Below are 12,190 nucleotides of genomic sequence, written 5' to 3'. Positions count from 1 at the left end.
ATGAAAGCGGTAACCCCGTGCGTGCGCCTGGTACGCTATATTTATTCGTCCTTCAGGGCTTCCTTGACAGCATTGCTCATTTTCACTAACGACTCATAGTCAGCTTTGCTGGCTGTTCGCAGCAAAAATTCTCTCAGTTCTTCAGCAGATGGTTCTCCATCAAAATCAAAGAAGTCCTTCAGCTCTACGCCCAACTCGCTTCGAATCCGTTCCAGAGTTTCAAGCGATGGGTAATGCTGTCCCCGTTCCAATCGGCTCAGCGACTTTGTGTCTATTTCTATCTTTCCCGCCAGTTCTTCCTGCGAAAGCTGCTTTCGCTTGCGCAGAATCTGAACGCGCTCCCCAACCAGGTGCCGAACGTCCTTCATGTAAACCTCCAAAGTTGACTACCCGTAGTTAATCAACATTGAGGGCTTCTTTAAACTTCCTATTGCGTTTATAATTTAATAAAATGGACGTACAAGGTTTACTTTTTGGATTTAAGTTTAAATCCAATTGGTTTTGCAACTCGCTTTTTGCGTGGTTGCACCTGAGCTTGTGGCGATGTGGATGGCTTATCAAGGTACATCGTCAATTTTTGACGAGCACGGTGAAATTGGTCGTCATTTCAGATTGAAATTTGCCCTTAACTCACACTATAAGAAATAGGAGGTTCGTTTGGATACCATAGAATGCCCCTACTGCAAGCATGAGGGCTTACCGCACCTATATCATTACAGTCCATTTTTGCTGGGAAAACTGCGATACTCAAAAACTCAGCACCAGTGCAGAATCTGCGGCGGCGTGATGTATGAGACTGGGGGAGAGATTACGGGTTTTGGCTGGATCTGTCTGATCGCGTTAGGGTACCTGCTTGGTGTATTTTTTCTTCAACGTGCATTTCCTAGTTTCGATCTGAATGGGGTTAATGTCATTAACACTATTGTCAGTATTTTTATTTTTGGCCTTTGGTTTTTGGTTTTTCGAAAAATCATTCGATATTTCAGAAACAAATCTCGAAAGCCCACTCCAAAGCGATAAAAATATTTTCTCCTCCTTTGCCTTACATTTTACGAGCACAATTGTGTATTTTTGAATTTGCTTCAAAATAACTAAAATTGCAGTGATACATTGAAGTAGCTGATAGCACCCTATGATTACAACGAACGATTCCTACCTGGCACGCAATATTTTTCCTTCCAAAGATTTTCCTGTCTACAACTGGCTTTGCGTTGATCTGGAATTAAATGCCCCTTATTTTTTTGTTGAATACGTGCAGATCGAGGAATATTCTCGCCTCACCGGAAGAAAAATAATCAGCAATTTTTCCGATTTGGAAAAAATTTGCAAGCTCATCCGTAGTGACGCCAACTTGGAATTGACACAGATTTCTCTGCTTTCGCCTGACTGGTTAAATAAATCTACAGGCTGGCAGTTAAACGAATTGTCAGACGTTCAGTTTGGAAATTTTGGCCAGAAAGAACCTTGGGTACAAATATATACGCTCAAGGATGGTCGCCATCTGATCGAAACCAGGCTCAATTTGGATATAGAGGATGCTCTGGAACTCCAATCTCGATTTTCGGTGCAAGCATATTTGTAGTGTTGATGTGGGCTGAAAATGCCTCGGACAAAAAGCCGCTCCTTTGGGCGGCTTTTTTACGTCCGAGACACTGAGTATGACGATACATTTCTTGATACAGCTACCTGCAAAACACCGCTTTTGCGGGTATTTGATCTGTCGCATTTCGCAAGAGAAACGATGCATGGATGAGACATATTTCGAAGCAAGCAGGACCAGAAAAAAATAGCATTATGCCATTTTTCAAAATTGGGATAAGCTGATTTTAAGTAATTGAAATGCGGACTGGTAAGTTTGCCGTTGATGACACAACCTAGTGAGATAAGCTGATGTGGTCCTATGTAACTAGACGTTTCATCGCATTCCAAGAGAACATCGCTTTGACTCCTATTCAGGTAAACGATGGTATTACGAAATTTGGAGGAATAGTATCCACTCTGAATGCGGTATACAGGGGGCACAGTTCTTCGACTGAAAATGGTTTTTTGATCGGATCATGGGCAAAGAACACACATATCCGGCCACCACGTGATGTGGACATGTACTACGTTTTGCCAAATGAGGTATATCACCGGTTCGAATCCTATCAGGCAGGTACCAATAAGCAGTCTGCGTTGCTTCAAGAGGTCAAAAATAAATTACTTGAGTCTTACCCCACCAGCACTATCCGAGGCGATGGCCCCATTGTCCTGGCAGACTTTTACGGGTCATCAGTTGAAGTGGCACCCGCCTTTTTGTACGAAGCTAGCGAAAGATCTTACCTTCTTTGTGATACAAAAAATGGGGGGAAATATATTACTACCAAGCCACTCCATGAGGTTGATGCAATTAATTATGCTGATGCGCAGCATAATGACAATTTAAGGCCTTTAATTCGTATGCTGAAATGCTGGCAGGCTAACTGCAATGTAGACATCCGATCTTTTCATCTGGAATTACTGGCCACAGAATTTCTAAATCAGTGGTCATATAGCGATAGAAGTACTTTTTTCTATGATTGGATGTGTCGTGATTTTTTTGCATGGATGATATCCAAAGCTGATGGCATCCTGATTACCCCAGGTGCCCATGAAATAATTTGGCTCGGCAGCATCTGGAAATCGCGCGCTGAATCCGCGTCCAGTCGTGCCATTAAGGCATGCGCCCATGAACAAGCCGACCTTATAGATGCGGGTGATGAATGGCAGAAAATTTTTGGTGCTGATATACCGAGGAGCGTCTGATGGATCAACGTAGCGAAGAAATAGTTAAAGAGTGCAAGCGGCAAGAAGAGTCTTGTTTATACACCTCAACTGCTCTTTTTGAATGGTTAAAGGAAGTGCGCCACTGGCGAACTGCATTCATCGTTTTACCTATTGTTGCTGGTTCTATAGCTGGCGCAAAGATCCTTATGAAGGATCCTGGTTGGGAGTGGGTTACTGCGATCGCAGCTCTGCTTGCTGGACTGTTTCCTGCTATTTTTAAAGCGCTTGATCTTGATGTAAGCATGAAGTCTATTTCTGATAGCGCTAGTCGATTCAAGATTTTGCAAGACAGGTTTCGCCTAACATCCAGCCTTGGCCCAACAAAACCAATCCAGGAAATGGAGGACGAATTTATGGCACTAATGGATCGCATGGACGACGCGCGGTCAGCCAGCCCGGCCATACCTGATAGACACTTCAAAAAAGCTCAAAAGAAAATCACGAAAGGCGACTATTCGTTTGAGGCCGACGCAAAAGAAAAACAGTAGTGCTCGGCGAAGAATTTTTGATTGTTCGCAAAATTGATTCATGCAATGACACGGAATAGTGTTGCGAGAGGTAACCCGGTTGTCTGGCGATCTCCCGCATTTGAAATCTTGAAATTAAAAGTTAATCTTGGTTGCCGCTTCCTTAGTTGGCCTTTCTTTGAAAATCGCTTTAATTACTTCTTTTTCGCCATCAGAGGAGTAATCGTACTTTTCGTGCAATTTGACACGTTTAGGTAAATTCCCTATATTTTCAATGGCTTACACTTCCATTTTTGTCTTTTATACTCGATTGAAAAACTTGGCTTCACAATCATCTCTTCCGGATTGTAGACACAGTTCTAATTCAGTCGCAATTCCCAATAACCGAGATACCAGCGTTCGGAACAGCGAGGCGACACCAATCTCTCCTTCTCGGCGTCACAATCTTTCACCCTGAGTCATAAATGTTGCGCGGTTTATTCAAGCCATCTCGCCGCAAATAATTGATGCTGCTAGTTTTGATCTCATGGAGAGAAATCGATGAAGCAGTTTTTTTCATATTGGTATGCACCAATATTTCTGTCTGTATTTACAGGCATAGCTATCTGGCTTACCCAAGTCGCTTCACTGTCCAGCTTTTATTTGATCCCGTTATTACTAGCGGCGATCTTTATTTCTTTTATGGCAGAAATTTATTTGCCCTATGAAGCCCATTGGAACGAGTCTCAACATGACAGCGAACGTGATGTTTTGCATGGGGTTTTCAATGAACTATTGAATATGTTGGGACTTATGCTGATACCCGGTATTGCCGGATATATGCCATTTGCAGCTTTGTGGCCTGAGCATTGGCCATTCGTTTTGCAGTTGCTATTGGCTATCACTGTTGCAGACTGTGGAATTACCCTGGCACATTACCTGAGTCACAAGATTGGTTTGTTATGGCGCCTTCACGCCGTGCATCATAGCTGTCTGCGTATGTATGGCTTGAATGGTTTGATGAAACATCCTTTGCACCAGGCCATAGAAGCCATGGCAGGTATTGCTCCTCTGCTCTTATGCGGCATGCCTCTTCAGGTGACGGTGTTGCTGACATTTTCGATTGCTATTCAATTGCTGTTGCAGCACTCCAATGTGGATATCAGGTTGGGTGTATTTCGATATTTGTTTGCCTGGGCGCCCTTACACCGGTTTCATCATATAAAGTATGGTAAAAAAGGGGATGTCAATTTCGCCCTGTTCTTTCCTGTTTGGGATATTCTGCTGGGCACGGCTTACTATCCGGATTATCGGTTATCCAGCAGCGATCTTGGTATTGGAAGTCAGCCTGATTACCCTGTGGGGTACTGGCAGCAATTAAAACAACCTTTTCGATGATGTTAGTCTACGTCAACTGATGCTACTGGCGCAGCTGATATCGAAACTCAATTCAATAGCCGCAGTCGCATATGAGCTAAGCTGCGATCAGCCCTTATACCGAAGATGCTGCGCATGGTGCGCGAGAGATGGGCTGAATCTGCAAAGCCTGCAGCATGTGCGGCCTCGGTCAGGGTCCAGCCTTGTAATGTCGTGGCGAGTGCCACACGCAAACGCCGCCATAGCACCAGACGTCGGACGGATAAACCAAGCTGGGCGCTGAACAAGCGCTCTAGTTGACTGAGGGAGATATGTACTGATTTAGCGATTTTGTCCGCAGATATCTTGCCTTCCAGTTGTAAATCAACCTGACGCAAAGCGTGCTCGACTCGTGTATCCAGGGGCGGTTTGCGCCCAAGCTTATCCATCGTTACGTTAAGCGCTGACATTGTGATTTCGTTGGTGCTGATACTTTTTAACAGCAATTGCCCATCAATGGCATGGGGTTCTGCATACACGGAATAATGGCTGACCAAGGGCGTCAGAATCGCATGGCTACGCATGGATTCTATCCAGATTTGAGACGCTCTCACACGATCACTGCCGATTTCAACATGGGCAGGCTCATTTTGCGCGAGGATAAGCTGATGTGCATGGTGTGCATGTATCGTACTCACGCCCAATGACCCGTGGAAAATAGCGTAATCTTTCGCGAGCCATAAATCACCACTCCATGTTTCGCTCATTTTCATATCAGCCACCGGTGCCGCAGAACTCAATTAAATTGGGAATCCTCCGACTTCGGCACGTTGTCTACATGAACCAACAAAGCCAATGGAGATGTTTCCATGCCGTGCAAATGTGCCAGATGATCTAATTGTGATCTTAACACTTTATCCTGTATCAAGATGCGGCGCCCTGTATTTTTACAGACAAGGCAGATTTCCTCGGCTGATTTGCCATAGTGAGTTAATCGATATTTTGTCTTGCCATCGGCATCAAAAGAACGCTGCACGAAATTGATCACAGTAAAGTCAGCAAATACGCGGTAAATGGTCGTGACACTACCCTGCCAGCCCTGACGCAGCAATTCTCTTAAAATATCTTCCGGGTAATGGTAGCCCTCGCCGATTTGAGTCATCGCTGTCGCTACATCCATTCTACCCATGGTTGGGCGCAATCCAGCTTGCCGCAACCGTTCTGCCAGAGGTGAAATTTTTTCAGAAGTGGCAAGATTGATTCTGGCTTTTCTATTCATCTACGAAGCTTGTTACCAAGGATAAAATAAATCAGGACAACAAGTGGTATTAGCATTGCTGCCCATGAAAGCCAGTGCAAAATACCAGTGCCTAGCAAGGCTGTGACCAGACCAAATGTAATGCAGATGCCAATTACGACTGGCATAGCCCATATCTGGCGAAATTGGCGCAACTTGTTTTTTGATTTCATGCGGACTCCGCATTATTAGTCTCAATAGCTGCTGGCGCAGCATGCTTGCGTTCAAGTTCTGCAATCCTGTTTTCTGTCGCCTTGCGTCTGGCAAACCAGAGATACAAACCGCTGATAAGAATCGTAATAGTTGCCAGATCAAGCAATACCCAAATGATTTTAAGTGGTAAACCACCGTAATCACCAAAATGCAGGGGGCGCGATGTTTGCAAGGCCACCAGATACCATGGCAAAGGAATTATTGACGTCAGTGTGCCTGTTCTGGCATCGACCAAAACTGGCATGAACAAGCGGGATGTGAGGGGTGTAGCACCCTTCGTCCACACCATATAGTGATGCGCACTGCCCTGCTCTCCATCAGGAAAACGAATGCTGCGTATGGATTTATTCGGTATCGCTTTGGATACGGTGTCATAAGCAGCCTGGGCAGAAGTCAATTGCGCAGGCATGGGTTTATGCTGATATTGCAGCATGTGAGTATTAAGCTCGGTCTTGCGCCAGACATCATATAGCGGGACGGACAGGTCATTGAGTACACCCGTAACCCCCATGACCAATACCCATACCAAGGTAACGATGCCAATCAGGTTATGCAAATCCAGCCATTTCAGGCGTGATGCCTTGCCTTCACGGATAGTGCCAAAATTCAGTTTTTTCATGAACGGGCTATACAGCATGACGCCGGACACAGTAGCGATCACAAACAGCAAGCCCATAAAACCAAGGAATAATTCACCATACAAACCGACAAACAAATCTGTATGTAATTTGAACATGAGGCCAATGAATAAAGGTGACGTATGCTCTCCCGACTTCAAGGCTCTGAGCACTTTTCCGGTTCTGGCATCAAGCCTGACGACATGGTCCTTTTTCCTGTCGGCTTCATAGGAAGGTGCCAAGCCTATCCACACCTCAGGCCTGTCATCTTCAAAACTCATCCACCTGACTGTTTCGCCAGGAAAAGAACCATCTGGCCCCTTGGCAGTCAACACCATCTCATCGATATTGGCCATGGGAGTATCGGCAGGCAGCGAGACATAAGGTGGGTCACCACGCCACCATTCACTTATCTCATCAATAAAAACCAGTGGCAAGCCTGTAAGACAGATCACCAATAGAAAAAAAGTACAAATCAGGCTGCTCCATTTATGTAGCAGATACCATTTCCTGAGTGAGCTGACTCCAGACATGCGCTTGGCTTTCTATCAGAAATCGACAGTGGCAGATAAAGAAACCGTGCGTGGTTTGCTTTGCACGACATAACCATCAATAGCTTCTGCCCAATAACTCTTATTGGCTGCATTTTCTACATTCAGGCGGAAGGTCGTCGGGTAGCCGCTGACAACTGTCAAATAACGTGCGCCCAAGTCAAAACGTTTCCAGCTTGGGACGGACTGCTTGTTGATGACATCAAGATATTGACTGTCAGTGTGAATCACGCGGCCAGTAAGTGTCAGGCCAGGAGCGAAACCTGGATCCCATTCCAACCCGAGGTTGACTTGCACGTCTGGCACGCCGGTAACCTTTTTACCGTTATTGACGCCACCAGCGGTTTTGCTTTGTTTTGCATCGACAAAAGCTGCACCGCCCAACAATCTGAGGCCAGGGTAAATTTCACCAAAGGTATTTAATTCCAGTCCTTTGGTTTTTTGTTCACCATCGATGCCATACACCAGAGTACCAGGATTGGTGTAGCCATTTGGTGTCGTCAATTGGTAAACACTCAGCGTGGCCATGAGCTTACCAAAATCTACTTTGACACCAGTCTCATACTGTTTTGAGACATAAGGGGAAAATATTTCACCGGCATTTTTTGTGCCAACCGGTGCTACCGGGCCTTGTTGTAGACCCTCTATGTAATTAGCGTAGACGGAAACATTATTCACTGGTTTGAAGACGACACCTACACCAGGGGTAACTGCGCTTTTGTCATAGCGGGAAGTCACAACACCATTAGCTGGATTGAAGTTTTTAACCCCAACCTGCTGCTGCCTTACACCAATAATGACTTGGATGCGATCATCCGCAAATGACAGTGTGTCTGCAAGAGCCAGGCTGCTCAGATTGGTTTCACCTGTTTTGGGAACATTTTCAGGGCCTGCCAGGCTGGAGATATTTGGTTCAGGGATAAAAACAGGGGCATAAATATTGGTCGCATTTTGTGCCACTGTGTTGAGTAGAATGCCATTCTTGATTTGCAAACCAGATGCTGCAACGGACCAAGTATGCTTGACTTCACCGGTGTTCAACTTACCTTTAAACCCAAGTTCTGCTGTCGCACTGTCACGATACAAAGGCCAATAGACATGTCTTTGCGCAAGCGCACCCGCAGCAGTCAGCAATTGAGAGTTGGCGAATAACTGCTTTTCACGGAACTGTGACGCACCCCATGATGCATAGGCGCTGACATCCTGAGTGATATCGTATTCTGCCTTGAGAGTACCAAAAGTGGTGTCTGTGACGTCATAGGACCAGGGTTGCTGCCAACTGAACTTGGGATCACCTGGTGGTGCTGGAATATCAAATCCCGCAGCAATGTAAGTGGTTCTGGAAGGCATATGGGTAGCATTGTGGCGGAAACCAAAGTTACTGGAGATCCGGAATTGCTCGCTGCGGTAATCAATCGCCATGACTGCCGTACTGACTTCCTGGGATTGCTTATCGACTGCAGTATCACCCTTACGGTAAGCAGCATTGAAACGAACACCGATTTGCCTGTCTGCACCAAAGCGACGGCTCAGATCAATTTGTCCCAAAAATTGGGAATCAGAGAAATAACCTGTCGTAAAACGGGTCAATGGTGTTTCCAGGGCTTTCTTCGGCACCTGATTAATCATGCCACCCACACCACCTACAGGACCGAGTCCATTCAACAGGGCATTCGCACCACTGAGTATTTCTATGCGTTCAAGTGATTCAATACCAGGTGTACCAATACCGTACAAACCATCGTAGCCTACATCAAGGCCTTTGATTTTATTCCCGCGAACCACGAAGTCCATGAGGCCATCGCTCTCGGTATAAATTGCCCTGACCGTGGGATTGCTATTCGCCACGTCAGCAAGTGTTCTGGCTTGCTGATCTTCAATTGTTTGTGCTGTATAACTGGTCATGTTAAACGGCGTATCCATGACATCTTTGCTGCCTAGCAAACCAAGACGTCCGCCGCGGGCAACTTGTCCGCCAGCGTATGGTTTGGATAAATCACCATTGTCTTTCGCGCCTTTAATAACGACTTCTGGCAATGCCGTCTTTTTTTCGTTACCGTTTTTCTCGCTTCCAGCATCGTTTTCTGCTGCAACTGCTACCATGGAATGTGCAAATATAGCTGCAATCATCCCCACACTTACCTTTAACTTGTACACGCAATGCCCCTTTCAAGGAAAAATAAAACAGACTGTCCCGGGTCTTGCCAGGATCGATTATTCATTTGATTTGGGTGGATTCTTTAGCGGTGTACAGTTTCCAGTAAGGAAATACACTCCTTACTGGAGATACCAGTGACATTTGAAAGAAACGCTGCCTGGGGAAGATTTCATGGCATATGTCACATTACGCCAGTCAATAACAAACCAGACGCACCTTAATTTAACAGATGATTTTATGAAAACTTCTTATCGGGCAGATCATAACAAGAATTGCTCTTGAATGTAAATGATTCTTATTTAGATGGATAGAATTATTTTACAATTAAAGCTTACGTACCATGCCATTCACGCACATGATCGGTACGATCAGGCCTCACTTTCGGGGTTTGAAGTTTCCCTGGAGTACCAATAAAGACAAATCCGGCAAGACGGACAGACTGTTTGAACCCCAGTGCTTTCAATACATTGGCGTCATAGGTATCGACACCTGTCCCCCAAAATGCGCCATAACCTAAAGCATGGACAGCATTCAAAATATTCATGGCAGCAGCCCCCACTGCCATCATTTGCTCTATTTCAGGTATTTTCCTGTGGACCTGGGTATTTGCACCCAGAGCGATGATCAGAGGCGCCATCATGGCTTTACCTCTGTGTGACTGCAATGTCGTTTCAGGTGCGTCCGGATCACGGGCGCGCGCGGCAGCAACCAGGATATCTCCCAGGGCTACTCTCCCCTCTCCCCTGACAAACGCAAATTCCCATGGACGTAGTTCACCATGATCGGGAGCGCATAATGCGGCGTCAAAAATGAGCGCCAGCTCTTCATCCACTGGTGCAGGCTCATTCAATGGCAGACATGACTGACGCGTCAGCAAAACATCCAGACCCGCTCTGCCGGTCTTACTTTGTCCATGTAATGGAACAACTTTTTCTTTCAATAATTCATTCATTCTTTTATTCCTGAAATCGTGACTGGCTCATTACCAGAATTAACCCGAATTGATCTGCATACGGCTACCCATACGCTAGGTAGCCGTATGTAATATCTGTTTTTAATGCTTAATTTTCATGTAGACAGTTTTTACATCCTCTGCAAACTGCTTGTTCTTCACAATACCTCTATGGCTTGTGTCAATGACGCCCATCTGAATAAGCTGTCCCTGACTGCTGCCATCCCATTCGCTGAGTCGCTCAGCACCAAGATCAGTTACATTTTCTGAAGACCACCAGACATGGATATCAGACTTGATTTGCCTGTCGTGGCCACCAGAGGTCACATACAGGATATATTTTGAGGCGAGCACCATGTTTTCAGCGATGCGATCAGGGTTTTCCTGTTCCAGCAAATAGCTATCCCAACCCTCTCCATGTTGTTTCAAATCGTTCCAGAATTGATCGATTTCGCTTGATTCAACGGCTTCAATACGGCGCAAATCTTTATTCTTGCCAGACAGGTCGGTTTTTCTTTGTGCCGGTGTTTTGGCATCGACTATACCTATGAAGGCTAAGGATTCACCTGACTCTTCAAGAAGATGTGCAATCTCCATGGCAAGCAAACCTCCTGATGACCAGCCTATGAGGCTATACGGCCCATGCGGCTGCATGCTACGCATTTGCTTTACGTAGTAATTGACCAGGCCGTGAAAATCTTCCGGCCATGATTTTGCATCCATCTCAAACGGGAATTGCAAGCCATAGACATTTGCCACACCATCCAATTCCTGAGCGAAATTACGGTAATCGAATACCAGACCAGAGGATGGATGCAGGACAAAAATATTCCTGTCCGCCCTGGTGGCATTTAATGGCACCAGGCTGCTTGCAAGTTCAGTATGTTTCGAAAACTGGGCTGCAAACGCGGCAATAGTGGGGTGACGGAAAAATGCATCAAGCCTGAAGTTGCTCATGCCCTTATTTTTAGCCATGGCAGCCACGCGCAATGCAGAGAGGGAGTTACCACCTATTTCAAAGAAATTATTGGTAACACCAAAGTCCTGCCGCTTCAACACTGTCTGCCAGATACTGAATAATTGCTGCTCCAGTTCGGAACGGGGCAGGATTTTTTCAAAAACAGGCAGTGACACATTATCTTTGGGTAGCATGTCCCTGTTGATTTTGCCATTCTGCATAAGCGGTAAAGCATCAAGCTTGATAAAGACTGATGGCACCATATAGTCGGGTAAATGACGCTGCAGGTAAGAAATAACTTCTGCCTTGTGAAATGCGCCAACGACAAAAGCCAGCAAACGAGGCTCGCCGCTATCGTCACTTAGTTCCACCACGGCCTGACGTATATCCGGTGCGCTACGCAAGACGTTCTCTATCTCACCTAACTCTATGCGGAAGCCACGCAATTTAATCTGCTTGTCCTTGCGACCGAAATATTCGATAGTGGAATCATCACGTTTTCTGCAAATATCCCCGGTACGGTAAAGTCTGCCCCCTGTCGAACTGAAAGGATCAGGAATAAACTTCTCTGCTGTCAGGTCAGGCCGCTCCAGATATCCGCGCGCCAAGGTGTCGCCTGCGATGCATAACTCTCCGGTTGCCAGTACAGGAAGCTCATTGACTTCGGCATCCATCACATAGGCTTGGCGACTAGGGTAACTTGTACCTATGGAACATCTGATTAAGTTCTAATTTCCATCAATTACAAAATCATGTTCCAGTCAAAGCATAAAACGTGCTGCTGAACATGATTTTCATCAAGAATTGGGGAGTTGTATCCCCAACTTCTTCAGTTCT

The 12,190-nt window shown here is 45.8% G+C and carries 12 protein-coding genes; 4 read left to right on the top strand and 8 right to left on the bottom strand.

Features of this window, described 5'->3' with window-relative positions; translation table 11 throughout:
* Positions 1-41: 41 nt before the first annotated feature.
* A complete protein-coding gene (locus ACO0LI_RS29200) occupies positions 42-368 on the bottom strand; it encodes a helix-turn-helix domain-containing protein (RefSeq protein ID WP_423037281.1) in 327 nt (108 codons plus the stop codon).
* A 764-nt stretch (positions 369-1,132) separates the two neighbouring features.
* Here ACO0LI_RS29200 and ACO0LI_RS29195 point away from each other — a divergent pair.
* The 4 genes from ACO0LI_RS29195 (at position 1,133) to ACO0LI_RS29180 (ending at position 4,649) form a co-directional block, all read left to right on the top strand.
* On the top strand, positions 1,133-1,582 hold the full coding sequence (locus tag ACO0LI_RS29195; RefSeq protein ID WP_423037279.1) for a hypothetical protein: 450 nt from the start codon (positions 1,133-1,135) through the stop codon (positions 1,580-1,582).
* Between the two features lie 308 nt (positions 1,583-1,890).
* Positions 1,891-2,784 carry an SMODS domain-containing nucleotidyltransferase gene (locus ACO0LI_RS29190; protein ID WP_423037277.1) on the top strand — a complete coding sequence of 298 codons (894 nt, stop codon included), beginning with the start codon at positions 1,891-1,893 and terminating at the stop codon, positions 2,782-2,784.
* Positions 2,784-3,293 carry an SLATT domain-containing protein gene (locus tag ACO0LI_RS29185; RefSeq protein ID WP_423037275.1) on the top strand — a complete coding sequence of 170 codons (510 nt, stop codon included), beginning with the start codon at positions 2,784-2,786 and terminating at the stop codon, positions 3,291-3,293. The genes ACO0LI_RS29190 and ACO0LI_RS29185 overlap by 1 nt, the downstream gene beginning before the upstream one ends.
* A gap of 519 nt (positions 3,294-3,812) precedes the next feature.
* The gene (locus tag ACO0LI_RS29180; RefSeq protein WP_423037273.1) at positions 3,813-4,649 is read left to right on the top strand and encodes a sterol desaturase family protein; all 837 of its coding nucleotides are present in this window, start codon (positions 3,813-3,815) and stop codon (positions 4,647-4,649) included.
* A 47-nt stretch (positions 4,650-4,696) separates the two neighbouring features.
* Here the strand turns inward: ACO0LI_RS29180 and ACO0LI_RS29175 are convergent, their stop codons facing one another.
* The 7 genes from ACO0LI_RS29175 to ACO0LI_RS29145 all read right to left on the bottom strand — a co-directional run bounded on the left by ACO0LI_RS29175 (position 4,697) and on the right by ACO0LI_RS29145 (position 12,027).
* The gene (locus ACO0LI_RS29175; protein ID WP_423037271.1) at positions 4,697-5,380 is read right to left on the bottom strand and encodes a helix-turn-helix domain-containing protein; all 684 of its coding nucleotides are present in this window, start codon (positions 5,378-5,380) and stop codon (positions 4,697-4,699) included.
* A 23-nt stretch (positions 5,381-5,403) separates the two neighbouring features.
* Complete coding sequence (locus ACO0LI_RS29170) at positions 5,404-5,886, bottom strand: transcriptional repressor (protein ID WP_423037269.1); 483 nt, start codon at positions 5,884-5,886, stop codon at positions 5,404-5,406.
* A complete protein-coding gene (locus ACO0LI_RS29165; protein WP_423037267.1) occupies positions 5,883-6,077 on the bottom strand; it encodes a hypothetical protein in 195 nt (64 codons plus the stop codon). Before ACO0LI_RS29165 ends, ACO0LI_RS29170 begins: the two co-directional genes overlap by 4 nt.
* On the bottom strand, positions 6,074-7,267 hold the full coding sequence (locus ACO0LI_RS29160; RefSeq protein ID WP_423037265.1) for a PepSY-associated TM helix domain-containing protein: 1,194 nt from the start codon (positions 7,265-7,267) through the stop codon (positions 6,074-6,076). The genes ACO0LI_RS29165 and ACO0LI_RS29160 overlap by 4 nt, the downstream gene beginning before the upstream one ends.
* A 15-nt stretch (positions 7,268-7,282) precedes the next feature.
* Positions 7,283-9,415, bottom strand: a complete 2,133-nt coding sequence (locus ACO0LI_RS29155; protein ID WP_423037263.1) for a TonB-dependent receptor — start codon at positions 9,413-9,415, stop codon at positions 7,283-7,285.
* Positions 9,416-9,774: 359 nt separating this feature from the next.
* A complete protein-coding gene (locus ACO0LI_RS29150) occupies positions 9,775-10,395 on the bottom strand; it encodes a nitroreductase family protein (RefSeq protein ID WP_423037261.1) in 621 nt (206 codons plus the stop codon).
* 102 nt (positions 10,396-10,497) lie between these two features.
* Positions 10,498-12,027 carry a thioesterase domain-containing protein gene (locus ACO0LI_RS29145; RefSeq protein ID WP_423037259.1) on the bottom strand — a complete coding sequence of 510 codons (1,530 nt, stop codon included), beginning with the start codon at positions 12,025-12,027 and terminating at the stop codon, positions 10,498-10,500.
* Positions 12,028-12,190: the final 163 nt, after the last annotated feature.

Origin of the sequence: Undibacterium sp. Tian12W, from assembly GCF_049339405.1 — a bacterium.
Taxonomy (GTDB): domain Bacteria; phylum Pseudomonadota; class Gammaproteobacteria; order Burkholderiales; family Burkholderiaceae_D; genus Undibacterium.
The sequence above is the reverse complement of the archived record's forward strand: the minus strand, read 5'-3'. Positions and strand labels throughout refer to the sequence as shown.

Coding starts and splice junctions, on each gene's coding strand:
- ACO0LI_RS29150 (WP_423037261.1), bottom strand. CDS start 10,395: ATGAATGAATTATTGAAAGAAAAAGTTGTTCCATTACATGGACAAAGT.
- ACO0LI_RS29170 (WP_423037269.1), bottom strand. CDS start 5,886: ATGAATAGAAAAGCCAGAATCAATCTTGCCACTTCTGAAAAAATTTCA.
- ACO0LI_RS29200 (WP_423037281.1), bottom strand. CDS start 368: ATGAAGGACGTTCGGCACCTGGTTGGGGAGCGCGTTCAGATTCTGCGC.
- ACO0LI_RS29180 (WP_423037273.1), top strand. CDS start 3,813: ATGAAGCAGTTTTTTTCATATTGGTATGCACCAATATTTCTGTCTGTA.
- ACO0LI_RS29185 (WP_423037275.1), top strand. CDS start 2,784: ATGGATCAACGTAGCGAAGAAATAGTTAAAGAGTGCAAGCGGCAAGAA.
- ACO0LI_RS29160 (WP_423037265.1), bottom strand. CDS start 7,267: ATGTCTGGAGTCAGCTCACTCAGGAAATGGTATCTGCTACATAAATGG.
- ACO0LI_RS29165 (WP_423037267.1), bottom strand. CDS start 6,077: ATGAAATCAAAAAACAAGTTGCGCCAATTTCGCCAGATATGGGCTATG.
- ACO0LI_RS29195 (WP_423037279.1), top strand. CDS start 1,133: ATGATTACAACGAACGATTCCTACCTGGCACGCAATATTTTTCCTTCC.
- ACO0LI_RS29175 (WP_423037271.1), bottom strand. CDS start 5,380: ATGAAAATGAGCGAAACATGGAGTGGTGATTTATGGCTCGCGAAAGAT.
- ACO0LI_RS29145 (WP_423037259.1), bottom strand. CDS start 12,027: ATGGATGCCGAAGTCAATGAGCTTCCTGTACTGGCAACCGGAGAGTTA.
- ACO0LI_RS29190 (WP_423037277.1), top strand. CDS start 1,891: ATGTGGTCCTATGTAACTAGACGTTTCATCGCATTCCAAGAGAACATC.
- ACO0LI_RS29155 (WP_423037263.1), bottom strand. CDS start 9,415: ATGATTGCAGCTATATTTGCACATTCCATGGTAGCAGTTGCAGCAGAA.